The sequence below is a fragment of the Paracoccus sp. (in: a-proteobacteria) genome, assembly GCF_030538755.1.
In the GTDB taxonomy this organism is placed as follows: Bacteria; Pseudomonadota; Alphaproteobacteria; order Rhodobacterales; family Rhodobacteraceae; genus Paracoccus.
The window spans coordinates 1-17343 of sequence record NZ_JAUNTJ010000016.1 but is presented as its reverse complement, the minus strand read 5'-3'; the positions used below and the strand labels follow the sequence as shown (position 1 = coordinate 17343).

Genomic DNA, 17343 nt, shown 5'->3' with positions numbered 1-17343 from the left:
TGTGACCCGACATATCCCGAGGTGAGGCCGCAGGCCCCGAGGGGCGGCGCCCCTTGGCCCCGCCCTCAGCGTCCGATGCGCCGGGTGATGCGGGCGGCCTGACGTGCGCGCTTGGTGGCCTCGCGTGCCTGCGCCTGCTGCTTGCGCTGTGCGGGCGTCAGCCCGTCATCCTTGCGCGCAACCTTGCCGGTATCGGTCTTGCGCGCGGTGCGGGTTGCACGGCGCATCCCCCAATTCATGGCCCGCTGCGTGAACATACGCATCACCATGTTGATAAGCTGGTTGAAATTCATGGGTCAGTCCCCCTCACGCTCGCCGAACAGATCGCCCTCGGCCTCGCCGGTGCCGCCCTCTATGTCGTCATCCGCATCGGCACGCGCAAGCCCCGACAGCACGCCCCCCGCCAGCGCCCCGTCGGGCGGGGTCGCATCCAGCAGACCGGCGGCGCGCAACTCGGCCAGGCCGGGCAGATCGCGCGCGCTTTCCAGACCGAAATGATCCAGAAACGCCTCGGTCACGACATAGGTTGCGGGCCGCCCCGGCGTCATGCGCCGCCGCCCCGGTTTGACCCAATCCAGTTCGATCAAAAGGTCCAGCGTGCCACGGCTGACCGCAACCCCGCGAATTTCCTCGATTTCCGCGCGGGTAACGGGCTGGTGATAGGCAATGATCGCCAGCGTCTCGATGCCCGCGCGCGACAGTCGCCGGGTCTCGACCGCCTCTTGACGCATCAGAAAGCCCAGATCACCCGCGCTGCGCATCGCCCAGGCCTGCCCCACGCGCACCAGTTCCACCCCGCGCCCCTCATAGCGCGGGCGCAGACGGCGCAGCGCCTCGGCGGGGTCACAGCCCAGCGGCATTCGCGCGCCCATATCCGCCAGCGTCAGCGGCCCGGCCGAGGCGAACAGCATCGCCTCGACCATGCGTTCCTGTTCGGACATGGGCGGGGGCGGCATCTGCGCATCAGCATCGCCCACGATGCGCAGATGCGGGCGGTCCTCGGTCATGGCGCGGGGCCTTTGCGGCGCAGGGTGATGGGGGCGAATGTCCCGGTCTGGCGCAACTCCAGCCGGCCCTGCCGCGCCAGTTCCAGCGAGGCCGCGAAACAGGCCGCCATCGCCGAACGCCTGCGGGCAGGCTGGTCCCAGCCCTCGGGCAGAAAGCTGGCCAGTTCGGTCCAGTCGCCCGCGAAACCGATCAGCCCGCGCAGCCGGTCCAGCGCCTGTTCCATCGTGAAAATGCCATCACGGTCAAAGGCATATGGCCGAAACTCGGATTTTGTGCGCAGTTGTGCATAGGCGCGCATCAGATCAATCAGCCCCGCCTGCCAGCGGATGTCGCGCCCGCGTGTCACCGCCTCGGGCGCGCCACGGGCAAAACGGTCCTGCCCCAGCCGGTCGCGTGCCATCAGTTGCGCGGCAGCGCGGCGCATGGCGTCCAAACGCTCTAGCTGAAAGGCCAGATGCGCGGCCATGTCCTCGGCCGATGGGCCATCGGCCGTGGGGTCAGGCGGCAGCAGCAGCCGCGATTTCAGAAAGGCCAGCCACGCGGCCATGACCAGATAATCGGCGGCCAGTTCGATGCGCAGCGCGCGCGCGCGTTCGACAAATGCCAGATATTGTTCCGCCAGCGCCAGCACCGAGATCTGCATCAGGTCCAGCTTTTGCGTGCGCGCCAGACCCAGCAGCAGATCCAGCGGCCCCTCATATCCGTCGATGTCGATAATCAGCGCCTCGTCCAGCCGGCGCGCGGCACGGTCGGGCAAGGGCAGATCGAGGGGCAGCATATCGTCGGAACCAGCCATGCCATCAGGCTTGGCCCTCGTGGCCGGGGCTGTCAAGCGCGCTGCGCAGGAACCTGGGGAGCGCCTTTTTTATCAATGTGTTGGCATCCACCCTCGGCGGATCGCCGCCTATGGGTCGGAACGAGAGGCGCGAAAACCGCGTTCGGTCCGTGATGCAACGGTGCAACAGTGCCGCTGCGCATGTCCATGACGAGTAGCCTCAGAGGAGACGACAATGCGTCACATTCTGCTGACCACCGCCCTGATTTTGCCGCTGGCCGCGGCCCCTGCCCTCGCCCAGAGCGACACGGCCACGCCGCCCCCCGTCGAACAGCCTGCCGAACAGCCTGCCGATCAGGCTGCGCAGGCCGCGCAAGACGCCGCCGATAGCGCAGCCGAGGCCGCATCCGATGCTGCCACCGCCGTCGAGGATGCCGCGCGCGACGCGGCCCATGACGCCGCAGAGGCCACCGAGCACGCCGCCGACGGGGTTGCGGATGCCCTGGACGAGGCCAGCACCGCTGTGGCAGACGCCGTGCCGGGCGACGGCGCCGCGATCATCCGCGATCAGGCCGCGAACGAATTGCGCCTTGACTGGATCATCGGCACCAATGTCCACGACCCCGAGGGCACGACCGTCGGCAGCATCAACGACATCATTCTGGATGGCGACACCGGTCGTATCAGCGCCGCGATCATCGGCGTGGGGGGCTTTCTGGGTATCGGCGAAAAGCAGATCGCCGTCGCCTGGGACCGGCTGGCGATCAATTTCGACGCCAACGAGATCACCACCACGCTGACCCGCGACGAGGCAGATGCCGCGCCCGAATATGTGTTCCGCGACCGCGAATCGGCGCCTTCGGGCGCGGGCGCACCGGCGGCGACCGGCAACTGACCCGTCCTTGCAGGGTTCTGGCGGGCGGTCCCCGAGGGGGCCGCCCGTTTTCACGTTTCATGCGCCCCTGCCGCATCCCCCGGGAATCCGGGACCGCGCCCCCCCCCCCCTTCCGGTTGCCACGCGTCTATCGCCACAGCGAGGCCCCCTGCCCGGCCGGGTCCGGTCCCAGCGCCACCAGCGCACCGCGCGCGCCGCCCGTCAGCGGATCACGCGCGCCGCCCATCACCGCCAGCGAGGCCGCACCGCCCGGCCCGCCACCGGCTGCCGCCGTGCCCAAAGGCGCACCCAACAGCATCACACGTTCGCGCCGCGGGCCAATCACGCCGGGGATCGCGGGCGGTGACGCAGCCGTCGCCACGGCGAAATCGTTATAGCTGCCCGCTGCGCCCTGCATTCCCTGAAAGCCGCGCTGTTGCAGCATGGCGTGCAACTGGTCAAAGCGTGCCAGATAGCGGCGCGCATCCTCGGGCCGGCGCGAGTGAAAAGCCCCGGCGGCGGCGCGCCAGTCGCCCGTCTCGGCGTGCAACCGGGTCAGGAAATGCGCGGCATAGCGGCCATTTTGCAGCGGATCGAACATCTCCTCCAGCGAGGCGAAATGCTGGCCGTGCCAGCGGAAATTGATCTGAAAGCAGCCAATATCGACATTGGGCCGTCCCGCCGCCACCCGTGATTGCGCGAAATGCAGCGCCTGTGCGGGGTCGTCGAACCATGTTCCAGCGCCTTCGGCATTCACCGCCCAGGCCCAGGGGCGCAGACGCCCGTCGTGGCGCCGCCCGGTCTCGGTCAGGGTCAGCGCGCCCAGAATATCGGCAGGCACGCCGGTCTCGGCCGCGACCTGAAGCGCGACATATTCGCATATCTCAGCCGGGCTGGCCGCGCGCAGGGGCGCCGCCATCGCCAGCCAGATCAGCCAGAACCGCCAGAACCGGACCATCGGGACCACCCTCTCAGATGGTCCCTCATAACCCGGCAGCGGTAAAAAAAGCGTTCACCCCGGCCGGCAATTCGGGCTTTCGCGCGTGATCCGGCTTGCGATTATCGCAATATCGCGCCAAATTGCTACTGGGTAGCACCGCACGGATAGACCATGACCGTCAAAGCCTCGATCTCGCTCACGGACCGGCAGGACGCCTTTGCACGTGGGCTGGTCGCAGATGGGCAATATCCCAGCCTCAGCGCGGTGGTGCAGCGCGGCCTTGAAATGCTGCGCGAGGAGACCGAGGCGCGCGCGGTCGAGACCGATGCCCTGCGCACCCTGCTGACCGAGCGCCGGGCGGGCGCCTTTCTCACCGAGGCTGAGGCGCGCGCGCGGACCGGGGCGATGCTGGACAAAAAGAGGGCAGCCCTTGGTCTGGAGGGTTGAGAGCTCTGCCGCAGCGGATGCTGATCTGGCGCTGATCTTTGACTTTCTGTTTCAGGCCGCAACAGGCTTTGGCGAGGCGCCGGATCGTGCCTTTGAGCAGGCCGCAAGGCGCATCCGCGCCATCGAGGACGCAATCTTCGCCCTTGGTATCGCGCCCGAGCAAGGCACCTTGATGCCCGAAATCCTGCCCGGTTTGCGCCGTGTCACCAAACAGCGGGCCATCATCTATTTCGAGGCTGACAAGGACGCGCGAACCCTGCGCGTCCTTGCCGTGTTCTATGGCAGCCAGGACCATCAGCGACGCATGCTGATCCGCCAGTTGTCGGACGCCCCGGCCCCTCACCCCAGCCGGTAATTCGGGCTTTCGCGCGTGATCTGCACGTCGTGGACGTGGCTTTCCTTCAGCCCCGCGCCGGTGATGCGCACGAATTCGCAGCCGCCGCGCATCGAATCGACCGTGGCGTGCCCGGTATATCCCATTGCCGCGCGCAGCCCCCCGACCAACTGGTGGATCACCGCCGAGGCCGCGCCCTTGTAGGGCACCTGCCCCTCGATCCCCTCGGGCACCAGCTTGTCAGAGGCCGCGTCTTTTTGGAAATAGCGGTCGGCCGAGCCACGCGCCATCGCGCCCAACGACCCCATGCCGCGATAGGATTTGAACGACCGGCCCTGATACAGGATCACCTCGCCCGGGGATTCGTCGGTGCCGGCGATCGCGCTGCCGACCATCGCGCAGGAGGCCCCCGCCGCGATCGCCTTGGCGAAATCGCCCGAATACTTGATGCCGCCATCGGCGATGACCGGGATGTCGCCCGCAACGCCCGCCGCATCCATGATCGCGGTCAGTTGCGGCACGCCCACGCCCGCCACGATCCGCGTCGTGCAGATCGACCCCGGCCCGATGCCCACCTTGACCGCATCGGCACCCGCGCCGATCAGCGCGCGCGTGCCCTCGGCGGTCGCCACATTGCCCGCCACCACCTGCACGGTATTGGACAGCGCCTTGACGCGTTCCACCGCGCGGGCGACGCCTTCGGAATGGCCATGTGCGGTGTCGATCACCACCATATCGACGCCCGCCTCGATCAGCGCCTCGCTGCGCGCAAAACCCTCGTCGCCCACGGTCGAGGCCGCAGCCACCCGCAGCCGCCCCAGCTCGTCCTTGCAGGCCAAGGGGTTCAGAACCGATTTCTCGGTGTCCTTCAGCGTCAGCAGGCCCGTCAGCTTGCCCGCCGCATCCGTCACCAGCAGCTTTTCGATCCGGCGCGCCTTCATCAGGCTGATGGCCGCGTCGCGGTCCGCAGGCTCGCGCAGCACCGCCAGATTGTCGGCCGTCATCATCGCGGAAACCGGGGTGCGGTCGTCGCTGGCGAAACGCATGTCGCGGTTGGTCACGATCCCCACCACGCGCCCGCCCTCGTCCACCACAGGAAAGCCGGTGACGTTATAGCGGTCCTGCAACGCCTTGGCGTCGGCCAGCGTCTGATCGGGGCGCAGGGTGATGGGCTTATAGACGATGCCGGATTCGAAACGCTTGACGCGGCGCACCTCGTCGGCCTGCTGTTCGATGGTCAAGTTGCGGTGGATCACGCCCATACCGCCCGCCTGCGCCATCGCAATCGCCATGCGGCTTTCCGTCACCGTATCCATTGCGGATGACAACAGCGGAATGTTCATGGCGATGGCGCGGGTCACGCGCGTGGTCACATCCGCCGTCGATGGCAGCACCGTCGAGGCCGCCGGAACCAGAAGAACATCATCGAAGGTCAGGGCCTCGCGAATCTGCATGGGAGACATTCCTTGCATGGGATCACTTGGCGCTTCGCCCTTGCAGCTTTCGCGGGCAAAGTCCAGCCCCGCCGGACCTTGCCCGCCCGCGACCCCGCTTGACGGCGCCATCCGGCACGCTAGCCTGACCCCCAGCCCGGATATGGAGTCCCCCTCATGGCCCTCGATCACAAGCCCGCGCCGAACGATCTGCGCGCCTTCTGGATGCCGTTCACCGCCAACCGCCAGTTCAAGGCCGCGCCGCGGATGCTGGTCGCCGCCAAGGACATGCACTACACCGCCGCCGACGGTCGCCAGATCCTCGACGGCACGGCGGGCCTGTGGTGCTGCAACGCCGGTCACTGCCGCCCGCGCATCACCGAGGCCATCCAGCATCAGGCCGAAACGCTGGATTACGCCCCCGCCTTTCAGATGGGGCATCCGCTTGCGTTCGAGCTGGCAAACCGCCTGATCGGCATCGCGCCCGAGGGGATCGAGCATGTGTTCTATGCCAATTCCGGGTCCGAGGCGGTGGACACCGCGCTAAAGATCGCGCTGGGCTATCACCGCGCACGCGGCGAGGGGCACCGCACCCGCCTGATCGGGCGCGAGCGCGGCTATCACGGCGTGGGCTTTGGCGGTATGGCCGTGGGCGGCATCGTGAACAACCGCCGCAGTTTTGGCCCCGGCCTGCCGGGCGCGGATCACCTGCCGCATACCCATCTGCCGGAAAACGCCTTTACGCGCGGCCAGCCCGAACATGGCGCGCATCTGGCCGACGAGTTGGAGCGCATCCTCGCGCTGCACGGTCCCGAAACCGTGGCGGCGGTGATCGTCGAGCCGATGGCAGGCTCGACCGGGGTGTTGCTGCCGCCAAAGGGCTATCTGCAACGCCTGCGCGAGATCACGGCGAAACACGGCATCCTGTTGATTTTCGACGAGGTGATTACCGGTTTCGGCCGCCTGGGCAGCGGTTTTGCGGCGCAGCATTTCGATGTTGTGCCCGACATGATTACCTGCGCCAAGGGGCTGACGAACGGCGTCATCCCGATGGGCGCGGTCCTGACTACCGGCGCCATCCACGATGCCTTCATGCAAGGCCCGGAGCATATGATCGAGTTGTTCCACGGCTATACCTATTCCGGCAATCCCATCGCCTGCGCCGCCGGTATCGCCACGCTGGACACCTATGCCGAGGAGGATCTGTTCGCCCGCGCCGACCGTTTGTCGGGGCATTGGGCCGATGCGCTGCACGGCCTGCGCGACCTGCCGCATGTGGTGGACATCCGCAATATGGGCCTGATCGGCGCGGTCGAACTGGAACCCCTCGCGGGCCAGCCGGGCAAGCGCGCCTTTGACGCCTTTGTCCGCGCCTTCGAGGCCGGGATCATGATCCGCGTCACCGGCGACATCATCGCCATGTCGCCGCCGCTGATCATCGACGAGGGCCAGATCGACCAGCTTGTCGGCACGCTGGCCGATGTGCTGAAGGCCACGGCATAAGGCGGGCGGCACATGACACGCGAAACCTGCACCGCCTCGCCCCTGATGGACAACGATCAGGTCCGCGTCACCCGGTTCGACTTTGCCCCCGGCGCGGAAACCGGCTGGCATGTTCACCCGATGGATTACGTCATCGTCACGCTGACCGACTGTCATCTGCGGCTGGAACTGCCGGGCGGCGAGACGCGCGACAGCCTGATCCCCGCCGGGCAGTCCTATACCCGCCCCGAAGGAACCGAACACAACGTCATCAACGCAGGCGATGCGCCGATGGCCTTTGTCGAGGTTGAACTGAAACCAAAGCCCGGCGCGTAACCCCCTGCCCCTTCCCTGCCGGCGCGGGTTCCGACCGCGCCCGTTTTTGTCCTGCGAGGCACCATGACCAGCAATCTGCGCACCAACCCCGCCCGGCTGTGGGACAGCCTGATGCAGATGGCCGAAATCGGCCCCGGCGTGGCGGGCGGCAACAACCGCCAGACCGCTACCGATGCCGACGGGCAGGCGCGCGCCCTGCTGCGTGACTGGGCCGAGGCCGAGGGCATGGCGCTGGTGCTGGACCGCATGGGCAACATGTTCCTGCGGCTGGAGGGGGCGGATGCGGATGCCGCCCCGGTCATGCTGGGCAGCCATCTGGACACCCAGCCCACCGGCGGCAAATTCGATGGCGTGCTGGGGGTGCTGGCGGGGCTGGAGGTCATCCGCACCATCCGCGAGGCCGGCCTGCGCACCCGTCACCCCATCGTGCTGGTGAACTGGACCAATGAGGAAGGCGCGCGGTTCGCGCCCGCCATGATGGGTTCCGCCGTTTTCGCGGGGCTGCTGGAGGAGGCAGACGCCAATGCCCGCACCGATCTGGAGGGGTTGCGCTTTGGTGACGAGTTGGCGCGCATCGGCTGGCGCGGTGACGCGGCCGTCGGCGGGCAGCCGATCCATGCCTTCTTTGAATACCATATCGAGCAAGGCCCGATTCTGGAGGCCGAGGGCATCCCCGTCGGCATCGTGACCCACGGTCAGGGCCTGCGCTGGATCGAATGCCGGATCACGGGGCGCGCGTCTCATGCAGGCTCGACGCCGATGGGGATGCGCGCGGATGCCGGGCGCGGTGCCGCGCGACTGATCGAGGCCATCCACGCCATCGCCATGACCCATCAGCCCGATGCCGTGGCGACCGTCGGTCACATCGAGGTGTTCCCCAACAGCCGCAACGTGATCCCCGAGGCCGTGGTGCTGACCGCCGACATGCGCAGCCACCGCCCCGAGGTGCTGGCCGCGATGCAGGACGCGCTGCTGCGCGACGGCCCCGCGATCTGCGCCGAACTGGATCTGGATTTCAAGGCCGAGGTGGTGGGCCAGTTTCAGCCCCCCGCCTTTGACCCGGTGCTGCTGGACCGGCTGCGCGCGGGTGCCGACCGGCTGGGGCTGTCCCATCGCGACATCGTGTCGGGCGCGGGGCATGATGCCTGCAATATCAATATAATAGCCCCAACGGCGATGCTGTTCTGCCCCTGCGAAGGCGGGCTGTCGCATAACGAGGCCGAGGCCATCAGCCCGGAATGGGCGGCCTCGGGGGCGGATGTGCTGCTGCACGCGGTTCTGGAAACGGCCGGGGTCGTCACGGATTGAGGGCTGCGTATTTCCACAAGAAAGAAAGCCGCTTGCCCGGGCGCTTGGCGGCTGCTAGTCGGGGTGGCATGAACGCGCAAGCCGCCCTTGTTTCCTGCATCATCCGCTGACATCGATTCGGCGGGCGTTCCTTGATGACCACCCCGCCGAGGGGAGAGGTCCATGTCCGACATTCGCCTGACCAATACCCGAACCCGCCGCAAGGAGGTGTTCCGCCCCATCGACCCCGCGCGTGTGCGGATGTATGTCTGCGGCCCGACGGTTTACGACCGCGCGCATCTGGGCAATGCCCGCCCGGTGCTGGTGTTCGATGTGCTGTTTCGCCTGCTGCGCCATGTTTATGGCGATGATTCCGTGGTTTATGTGCGGAACTTCACGGATGTTGACGACAAGATCAACGCGCGGGCGCGCGATATAGGGCAGGACATCCAGACCGTCACCGCCGAGACGATCGGCTGGTATCACGACGATATGGACGCGCTGGGTGCGCTGCGCCCCACACACGAGCCGCGCGCGACCGGCTATATCGCCCAGATGATCGCCATGATCGAGACCCTGATCGCCAGCGGCTATGCCTATGAGGCCGAGGGGCATGTGCTGTTCGATGTCCGCAAGTTTTCTGATTATGGCCAGTTATCCGGGCGCTCGCTGGACGACATGATCGCGGGCGCACGGGTCGAGGTCGCGCCCTTCAAGCGCGACCCGATGGATTTCGTGCTGTGGAAGCCCTCGGACGCGGACACGCCCGGCTGGGACAGCCCCTGGGGTCGTGGGCGGCCGGGCTGGCATATCGAATGCTCGGCCATGTCGGCCGAATTGCTGGGCGACAGTTTCGACATTCATGGCGGCGGTATTGATCTGCAATTCCCGCATCACGAGAACGAAATCGCGCAAAGCCGCTGCGCGCATGGTGGCGCGACGATGGCGAATTACTGGCTGCACAACGAGATGCTGATCGTCGAGGGCCGGAAAATGTCCAAATCGCTGGGCAATTTCTTTACCGTGCGCGATCTGCTGGACCAGCGTGTGCCCGCCGAGGTGATCCGGTTCGTCATGCTGATGACGCATTATCGCAAGCCGATGGACTGGACCGTCGAAAAGGCGCGTCAGGCCGAGGAAACCTTGTGGGAATGGCGGCTGTTGACCAAGGGCGTGACCCCTGCCCCCGCGCCCGACCCCGCGGTGATTGCGGCGCTGTCCAACGACCTGAACACCCCCGGCGCGATCGCGGAACTGCACCGGCTGAAGGCCGATCCGCCCGCGCTGCTGGCATCGGCGCGGTTGCTGGGGCTGCTGGAGGAGGGGGCAGGCGGCTGGATGGCGCATGATCTGGACGCGCTTGCCCGCACCCGCGCAGCCACGCCCGAACGGCTGGCCGAACTGGCGGCGCGGCTGGAGGCGCTGCGCGCCGAAGCAAGATCGTCAAAGGATTTCAGCGCCGTTGATGCGATGAAAGCCGCCTTGGTCGATGCGGGCATCGAGGTGCGCATGACCGCCGGGGGGGTCGATCTGGTCCCCGGACCCGGCCTGGACCCGGCCCGGCTGGAGGCGCTGTGATGGCGCGCATCTGCCTTTACGACACCACGCTGCGCGACGGGCAGCAGACGCAGGGCGTGCAATTCTCGGTCTCCGAAAAGGTCGAAATCGCGCAGATGCTGGACGAGTTGGGCGTCGATTACATCGAAGGCGGCTGGCCGGGGGCGAATCCGACCGACAGCGATTTCTTTGCTGCGGCCCCGCCGACCCGCGCCACGCTGACGGCCTTCGGCATGACCAAACGCGCCGGGCGCTCTGCCGCGAATGACGAGGTGCTGGCCGCCGTGATGAATGCGGGCACCCCCGCCGTCTGTCTGGTCGGCAAGACCCATCCCCTGCATGTGCGCGAGGCGTTGGGCATCACGCTGGACGAGAATATCGACAACATCCGCGCATCCGTCGCGCATATCGTGGCATCCCGGCGCGAGGCGCTGTTCGATGCCGAGCATTTCTTTGACGGCTACAAGGACGATGCGGATTATGCGCTGTCCTGCGTGGCTGCCGCGCATGAGGCAGGCGCACGCTGGATCGTCTTGTGCGACACCAATGGCGGCACGTTGCCGGGCGAGGTCGCTGCGATCTGCGCCACCGTCATCGCGGCGGGCATTCCGGGCGAGGTTCTGGGGATTCACTGTCACGACGATCTGGGCATGGCCGTGGCGTGCAGTCTGGCGGCCGTCGAGGCGGGCGTGCGGCAGGTGCAGGGCACGCTGGGGGGCTTGGGCGAACGCTGCGGCAATGCCTCGCTGACCACGATCATCGCCACGCTGGCGCTGAAACCGGCCTATGCGCGGTTTTCCACGGGCGTCACCACGCAGGCGCTGCGCCGTCTGACGCCGATTTCCCAGCGTCTGGACGAGATCCTGAACCGCGCGCCGATGCGGGCCGCGCCCTTTGTCGGCACCTCGGCCTTCGCGCACAAGGCGGGGCTGCACGCCTCGGCCATCCTGCGCAACCCCTTGACATATGAGCATGTTCCCCCCGAATCCGTCGGCAATGCCCGCATCATCCCGATGTCCAATCAGGCTGGCCAATCCAATCTGCGCGCGCGGCTGATGGATGCGGGCATCGAGGTTGCGCCCGGCGATCCGGCGCTGGCGCGCATCCTTGACCGGGTCAAGGCGCGCGAGGATCAAGGCTATGCCTATGACAGCGCGCAGGCCAGTTTCGAGTTGCTGGCCCGCGAGGAGCTGGGCCTTATGCCCCGGCATTTCGAGGTCGAGCGTTACCGCGTCACGGTCGAGCGTCGCCAGCGCCGCGACGGCGCGCGCGTCACCATGTCCGAGGCCGTGGCCGTGGTCCGCATCGGCGGCGAACGGATGCTGTCGGTCAGCGAAAGCCTTGGGCCAGAGGGCGACGATATGGGGCCAGTCAACGCGCTGTGGCGGGCGCTGGCGAAAGATCTCGGGCCTTATCAAGAGGTTGTGGCCGATATGCGGCTGACCGATTTCCGCGTGCGCATCACGCAAGGCGGCACGGATGCCGTCACGCGTGTCATCATCGACAGCGCCGACGGGCGCGGCAATCACTGGTCCACGGTCGGCGTCTCGCCCAATATCGTCGATGCCAGTTTCGAGGCCCTGACCGATGCGATCCGCTGGAAGCTGATCCGCGACGGGGTGGCCCCGATTTGACGACGCTGGCCGATCTGGGCGCGGAACTGCGCCGCGCCGACCCCGACCGTTTCGGGGCCTCGCTGGTGGCGCCTGCGGGGGCGCGTGGGCGGCTCTGGACGCTCTATGCGCTGCATCACGAATTTGCGCGCATCCCGTTTTCCGTTTCAGAACCGGGTCTTGCGGAAATCCGGCTGCAATGGTGGGCCGATCAGCTTGCCCGGCTGGGCGCGGGGCAACGCGCGACCGGACATCCCGTGCTGGAGGCCGTGGCGCGCGAATGGGGCGCGGATGCGGGCGGGCTGGCGCGGCTGGTCGAGGGGCATTTTCGCTGGTGCGACCGCGCGCCGTTTGCGGGTGCGGATGATGCGCTGGCGATGGTGGATGCGACGGCGGGCGCGCTGATGGTGGCGGCGGCGGGCGTGCTGGCGCCGGGTCTGGGCGCGGTCGCGGGCCAGCAGGGGCGTGGTGCGGGTGTGGCGGCATTCCTGCGCGCGTGGCCCGCGCTGGAGGCCGGGGGGTGGCTGCGCGACGCGCCGGATATGGCGGGCGCGCTGCGCAAGGCCGGACGCACGGGTTTTGCCGAGGCCCGCGCCGCGCGCCGTTCGGTGCCGCGTGTGGCGGCCGGGGCGCTGTTTGCGGGCGCGGGCGCGCAATCGGCCCTGGCTGGAAAAAACCTGAACAACCCGCCGCAACCATCGGATTTTGCGCGCCGTTTTGATCTGGCACGACTGGCACTGACCGGGCGCTGGTGGATTTAGCGCCGCTGCTAACGATTTCTTAGCGGATCATGCGCATGATGGACCCCGAATCAGATGAGGGGGTCCACCATGCTTACAACTCTGACCCGCCCTGCCGCAGCCCCTTGGGCCGCACCCGTGGCTCGGTCGAGCGGATGATGCTGCCCGCGCCCTGTTCGGTGAACAGCTCCAGCAGCACCGCATTCGGCACCCGCCCGTCAAGGATGACGACGGCGCGCACGCCCTCGTCGATGGCGTCCAGTGCGGTTTCGGTCTTTGGGATCATGCCGCCCGCAACAGTGCCATCCGCGATCATCGCGCGCAGTTGATCGGGATGGATCTGCGTCACCACCGCACCGGAGGCATCCTTGACCCCCGCCACATCGGTCAAAAGCAGCAGCCGGTCGGCACGCAGCGCCCCCGCGATCGCACCCGCCGCGGTGTCGCCATTGACGTTGAAGGTCTCGTTATCGGCCATGCCGGTGGCGACGGGGGCAATCACCGGGATCATGCCGGCATTGTAAAGGTCGCGGATGATCTGGATGTTCATCTCGACCGGGCGACCGACAAAGCCCAGTTCGGGGTCGTCGGCCTCGCAGACCATCATGTCGTCATCCTTGCCGGAAATGCCGACCGCGCGCCCGCCTGCATCGTTGATCGCCTGCACGATGCGCTTGTTCACCAGCCCCGACAGCACCATTTCGACCACCTCGACGGTGGCTTTGGTGGTCACGCGCTTGCCGCGCACGAAATGGCTTTCGATGCCCAGCCGCGACAACATCTCGTTGATCATCGGGCCGCCGCCATGAACGACGACGGGATGGATGCCCACCTGCTTCATCAGCACGATGTCAGAGGCGAATTTCGCCATCTCGGCGTCGTCACCCATCGCGTTGCCGCCGAATTTGACCACGACCACCGCGCCGGAGTAGCGCTGCATATAGGGCAGCGCCTCGGACAGCGTGGCGGCGGCAGAGGCGAAATCTCGGGTCATGTCCTGTGGTCTCATGCTGCGGTCCCTGTGGCTGGCGGCAGGTTATGCCCTGCGGGGGCAAGGGTCCAGTGGGGGCTATTCCAGCCCCGCGATGATGGCGCGCAAGGTGGCGATGCCCTCGCCCTTCTCGGAGGAAGTGACGACCAGTTCGGGAAAGGCCGCCGGGTGCTTTTGCAACGCCTCCTCGACCTGGGCGATGGTGTCCTGCAACACGCGCGGGCCGATCTTGTCGGTCTTGGTCAGAACGACCTGAAAGGGCACGGCGGCGCGGTCCAGCAGGGCCATGATCTCGTGATCCACATCCTTGACGCCGTGGCGCGCGTCGATCAGCGAAAACGCGCGGCGCAGGGTCGGACGCCCGGCCAGATAGGCACGCAGCAGGGTCTGCCAGCGTTTCACCACCGCAACGGGGGCCTGCGCGAAACCATAGCCCGGCAAATCCACCAGATAGCCGTGATCGCCCAATGCAAAATAGTTGATTTCCTGCGTGCGGCCCGGCGTGTTCGAGGCCCGCGCCAGCCCCTTGCGCCCGGTCAGTGCATTGATAAGGCTGGATTTACCGACATTGCTGCGCCCTGCGAAACAGACCTCGGGGCGGTCGGCGGCGGGCAGGCCATCCATCGCGACCACGCCCTTGACGAAATCGACGGGACCGGAAAACAGCAGCCGCCCGGGCTCGGCCTCGGCGGGTTCGGGGGCGGGGGCTACGGGAAAGGCCACCTTCATGTCAGAACCTCGATCGAATCACCGCAGGCGATGTCCGCCCCGGTCAGAACCTCGGCATATATGCCGAAATCGGCGTCGCCTTGCAGCGCCGTCAACTCGCGCGGCATGTCGCAATCGGCCAGCCCGGTCGTGGTATCGGCATTGGTGGCAGCGCAGCGCGTGATACGTTCGCGCACGATCAGTTCGGCCTGCCCGATACGCAAACATTGGCCCGTCATGTCACGTTCGGCCCATGCGTCCCAGCCATCGACCCACAGATTACCGCGCCAGCGGTCGGTGCCGATGCCCGGCCCCAGCGCGCCCTCCAGCGCGGCCAGCGACGCGCGCGACAGAATCGAGACCCAGGGCGTGCGAATATCCGTCAGCGGCATGGGCGCGCTGACCAGCCGGGCGGGGCGCGCGCGCCCATCGGGCCAGAGCGGGTCCAGCCATGCCAGCAGCGCCGCCTCGTCGTCGCGCGCCATGTCCAGCGGCGGGCGATCAGGATGGGTCAGCCGCAGCCGATCACCCTGCCAGCCGCCGCGAATGGCCTGTAACCCCGCCGCCGCGGCGCCGCGCAGAAAGGCCGATTTCGGCAGCCATTTCGCCAGCGTGCCGTCAGCCTCCAGATGCCGCAGGCCATCGGCGTGCAGGACCGCAAACGCGCGATCGCCGGGCAGGATCTGCCCGGCGGTCAACGTCACCCTGTCCAGCCGCTCGCCCCCCACCGATTTGACGGGAAAGCGATGGATTTCGGCCAGCGTTGCGGTCATCTGCCCCTCACTTTTTGGTCCGCCTGAAACTTTCGCGGACATTGCCGAACAGGTTCGGGCGGTGGCCATGCATCGACATGATCGTGTATTGCTGGCCGATGGTGATGACGTTGTTGGTAATCCAGTAAAGGACCAGCCCCGATGCAAAACCGCCCAGCATGAACATGAATATCCACGGCATCCACGCAAAGATCATCTTTTGCGTCGCATCGGTGGGCGCGGGGTTCAGCTTTTGTTGCAGCCACATGCTGACGCCCAGCAGGATCGCCAGAATCGGCAGCGACAGGCTGTGCAGCATGGTCCCCTGGGCGGGTGCGGCAAAGGGCAGCAGACCGAACAGGTTCAGCAGGCTGGACGGATCCGGCGCCGACAGGTCGCGAATCCAGCCGAACCATGGCGCATGACGCAATTCGATGGTGACAAAGATCACCTTGTAAAGCGCGAAAAAGATCGGGATTTGCAGCAGGATCGGCAGACAACCCGCCGCCGGGTTGACCTTTTCCTTTTTGTAAAGGGCCATGACCTCTTGCTGGAACTTCATCCGGTCGTCGCCGGTACGCGCCTTGATGGCCTCCATCTCGGGCTGCAATTCGCGCATTTTCGCCATCGAGATGTAGGATTTGCGCGCCAGCGGGAACACCAGCAGCTTGAGCACGAAGGTCAGCGCGATGATCGCCCAGCCCATATTGCCGATCAGGTCATGCAGCCAGTGCAACAGACGAAAGATCGGCTTGGTCAGAAAGAACAGCCAGCCCCAGTCGATGCTGTCCACGAAACGCGTGATACCGTCGTTGCGCTCATAGTTGCGGATGTCCTCCCAGACTTTTGCGCCCGCGAACAGCCGCGTGGTCGAGGCAGCCTCGGCGCCCGGTTGCACGGTCATCAGCGGCAGGATGGCCTCGGTCTGGTAGATGTCGGCACCGGGGACGTATTTCACGACCGAGGTAAAGGGCTGGCCCGCCTCGGGTGCCAGCGTGGTCATCCAGTATTTGTCGGTAAACCCGATCCAGCCGCTTTCGCGCACATCCATCACCTGCGCATTGCCATAGCCCGCGACCGGGTCGAGGCGCGAGATGGCGCGGTATTTTTCCTCCAGCAGCTTGCCGTCGGTCATGCCGACCGCGCCTTCGTGCAGGATAAAGAAATCCTCGGTGTCGGGGCGGCCGTGGCGCGCGATCACGCCGTAGGGCTGGGCGGTAAAGGCGGTCTCGGCATTGTTCTGGATCGACTGGGTGACGGTGAACAGGAACCGGTCGTCGATCGAGAACACGCGACGAAAGATCTGGCCCGCGCCGTTGTCCCAGACCAGCGTGACCGGCTGGCCGGGTGCGAGCACCTCGCCCGATTCGACCTGCCAGATGGTCAGCGGTCCCGGCACCAGCGCGGGGTCGCCGCCCTGCGGCACGGCCCAGCCATAGATCGCATAATAGGGTTTCGTCGGCGCCACCGCCAGCATCCCCGGAACCGAGGGCATCCCCTCGACCGATGCGGGGGCGGTGGGTGACAGCAGCCGCACCAGCGGCGAATTGGCGTCCAGCGTCTCGCGATAGCCTTTCAGCGCCAGATCATCGACGCGCCCGCCCGCCAGCGAGATCGAGCCTTCCAGCGACGGCGTCTCGATCGCGACGCGCGCGGCTGTGGCGGTGGGGTCGGCGCTGCCGGTGGTGGCGGGAACGGTGCCGGGTGTAGCGCCGGTCGCCGTCGCGCCGGGGGCGGCGGTCGTGCCTGCCGGCACCTGCACGCCGTCGGTGGCCACGACCGCAGCGGGTTCGGCCGCTTGCTCGGCGGGCGGGGGCGGCGCGAACAGCGTATACCAGACCACCACGACAAGGAACGACAGCACGGTCGCCAGGATCAGATTGCGGTTGTTGTTGTCGTCCATGCCCTCACCGGTCGATCATGCGGTTTCGCGCGCCGTTCAACAGTCGCGCCCGGCGAAGGTCAAGCGGAAAGCCCGCCGCGCGCCGGAACGTGACACGAAAAAGGCGCGCCGGACGGGCGGCGCGCCCCGTTTCGGGCGGCGATGACACGGCCTCAACGCAGGG

The 17343-nt window shown here is 67.0% G+C and carries 18 protein-coding genes; 9 read left to right on the top strand and 9 right to left on the bottom strand.

Annotated features, from left to right (window positions below; genetic code table 11):
* Positions 1–65 precede the first annotated feature (65 nt).
* The 3 genes from Q4G14_RS10665 to Q4G14_RS10655 are packed head-to-tail and all read right to left on the bottom strand — an operon-like array spanning position 66 to position 1786.
* Complete coding sequence (locus Q4G14_RS10665; protein ID WP_303361728.1) at positions 66–293, bottom strand: hypothetical protein; 228 nt, start codon at positions 291–293, stop codon at positions 66–68.
* Between the two features lie 3 nt (positions 294–296).
* Positions 297–1007 (bottom strand): SMC-Scp complex subunit ScpB, encoded by a 711-nt coding sequence (gene scpB, locus Q4G14_RS10660; RefSeq protein WP_303361727.1) that lies wholly within the window; start codon positions 1005–1007, stop codon positions 297–299.
* Complete coding sequence (locus Q4G14_RS10655; protein WP_303361785.1) at positions 1004–1786, bottom strand: ScpA family protein; 783 nt, start codon at positions 1784–1786, stop codon at positions 1004–1006. The genes scpB and Q4G14_RS10655 overlap by 4 nt, the downstream gene beginning before the upstream one ends.
* Positions 1787–2018: 232 nt before the next feature.
* Here Q4G14_RS10655 and Q4G14_RS10650 point away from each other — a divergent pair, with 232 nt between their 5' ends.
* Positions 2019–2678: a PRC-barrel domain-containing protein gene (locus Q4G14_RS10650; RefSeq protein WP_303361726.1), complete on the top strand. Its 660-nt coding sequence runs from the start codon at positions 2019–2021 to the stop codon at positions 2676–2678.
* A 127-nt stretch (positions 2679–2805) separates the two neighbouring features.
* On the opposite strand, the gene Q4G14_RS10645 is transcribed toward Q4G14_RS10650, so the two are convergent.
* The gene (locus Q4G14_RS10645; protein WP_303361725.1) at positions 2806–3615 is read right to left on the bottom strand and encodes a hypothetical protein; all 810 of its coding nucleotides are present in this window, start codon (positions 3613–3615) and stop codon (positions 2806–2808) included.
* A gap of 153 nt (positions 3616–3768) precedes the next feature.
* Here Q4G14_RS10645 and Q4G14_RS10640 point away from each other — a divergent pair, with 153 nt between their 5' ends.
* Both Q4G14_RS10640 and Q4G14_RS10635 read left to right on the top strand, forming a co-directional pair.
* Positions 3769–4044 carry a type II toxin-antitoxin system ParD family antitoxin gene (locus Q4G14_RS10640; protein ID WP_303361724.1) on the top strand — a complete coding sequence of 92 codons (276 nt, stop codon included), beginning with the start codon at positions 3769–3771 and terminating at the stop codon, positions 4042–4044.
* Positions 4028–4399 carry a type II toxin-antitoxin system RelE/ParE family toxin gene (locus Q4G14_RS10635; RefSeq protein ID WP_303361723.1) on the top strand — a complete coding sequence of 124 codons (372 nt, stop codon included), beginning with the start codon at positions 4028–4030 and terminating at the stop codon, positions 4397–4399. Before Q4G14_RS10640 ends, Q4G14_RS10635 begins: the two co-directional genes overlap by 17 nt.
* On the opposite strand, the gene guaB is transcribed toward Q4G14_RS10635, so the two are convergent.
* Positions 4384–5832, bottom strand: a complete 1449-nt coding sequence (gene guaB / locus Q4G14_RS10630; RefSeq protein WP_303361722.1) for an IMP dehydrogenase — start codon at positions 5830–5832, stop codon at positions 4384–4386. The two genes, Q4G14_RS10635 and guaB, sit on opposite strands and share 16 nt — an antisense overlap.
* 156 nt (positions 5833–5988) lie before the next feature.
* Between guaB and Q4G14_RS10625 the strand changes: the two genes are divergently transcribed.
* The 6 genes from Q4G14_RS10625 (at position 5989) to Q4G14_RS10600 (ending at position 12847) form a co-directional block, all read left to right on the top strand.
* The gene (locus tag Q4G14_RS10625) at positions 5989–7314 is read left to right on the top strand and encodes an aspartate aminotransferase family protein (protein WP_303361721.1); all 1326 of its coding nucleotides are present in this window, start codon (positions 5989–5991) and stop codon (positions 7312–7314) included.
* A 12-nt stretch (positions 7315–7326) separates the two neighbouring features.
* Positions 7327–7629 carry a cupin domain-containing protein gene (locus tag Q4G14_RS10620; protein ID WP_303361720.1) on the top strand — a complete coding sequence of 101 codons (303 nt, stop codon included), beginning with the start codon at positions 7327–7329 and terminating at the stop codon, positions 7627–7629.
* A 63-nt stretch (positions 7630–7692) separates the two neighbouring features.
* The gene (locus tag Q4G14_RS10615; RefSeq protein WP_303361719.1) at positions 7693–8937 is read left to right on the top strand and encodes a Zn-dependent hydrolase; all 1245 of its coding nucleotides are present in this window, start codon (positions 7693–7695) and stop codon (positions 8935–8937) included.
* Positions 8938–9099: 162 nt separating this feature from the next.
* Entirely contained in the window at positions 9100–10494 is a 1395-nt protein-coding gene (cysS, locus tag Q4G14_RS10610; protein WP_303361718.1) for a cysteine--tRNA ligase, read from the top strand.
* On the top strand, positions 10494–12107 hold the full coding sequence (gene cimA / locus Q4G14_RS10605; RefSeq protein WP_303361717.1) for a citramalate synthase: 1614 nt from the start codon (positions 10494–10496) through the stop codon (positions 12105–12107). Before cysS ends, cimA begins: the two co-directional genes overlap by 1 nt.
* Positions 12104–12847, top strand: coding sequence for a squalene/phytoene synthase family protein (locus Q4G14_RS10600; protein WP_303361716.1), 744 nt, complete (start codon positions 12104–12106; stop codon positions 12845–12847). Before cimA ends, Q4G14_RS10600 begins: the two co-directional genes overlap by 4 nt.
* 73 nt (positions 12848–12920) lie before the next feature.
* Here Q4G14_RS10600 and argB read toward each other — a convergent pair whose 3' ends face one another.
* From argB to yidC, 4 genes are all read right to left on the bottom strand, one after another.
* Positions 12921–13820: an acetylglutamate kinase gene (gene argB / locus Q4G14_RS10595; protein WP_303361784.1), complete on the bottom strand. Its 900-nt coding sequence runs from the start codon at positions 13818–13820 to the stop codon at positions 12921–12923.
* Positions 13821–13895: 75 nt separating this feature from the next.
* Complete coding sequence (gene yihA, locus Q4G14_RS10590; protein ID WP_303361715.1) at positions 13896–14546, bottom strand: ribosome biogenesis GTP-binding protein YihA/YsxC; 651 nt, start codon at positions 14544–14546, stop codon at positions 13896–13898.
* Positions 14543–15298 carry an MOSC domain-containing protein gene (locus Q4G14_RS10585; RefSeq protein WP_303361714.1) on the bottom strand — a complete coding sequence of 252 codons (756 nt, stop codon included), beginning with the start codon at positions 15296–15298 and terminating at the stop codon, positions 14543–14545. The genes yihA and Q4G14_RS10585 overlap by 4 nt, the downstream gene beginning before the upstream one ends.
* Before the next feature lie 7 nt (positions 15299–15305).
* Complete coding sequence (yidC, locus tag Q4G14_RS10580; protein ID WP_303361713.1) at positions 15306–17180, bottom strand: membrane protein insertase YidC; 1875 nt, start codon at positions 17178–17180, stop codon at positions 15306–15308.
* Positions 17181–17343: the final 163 nt, after the last annotated feature.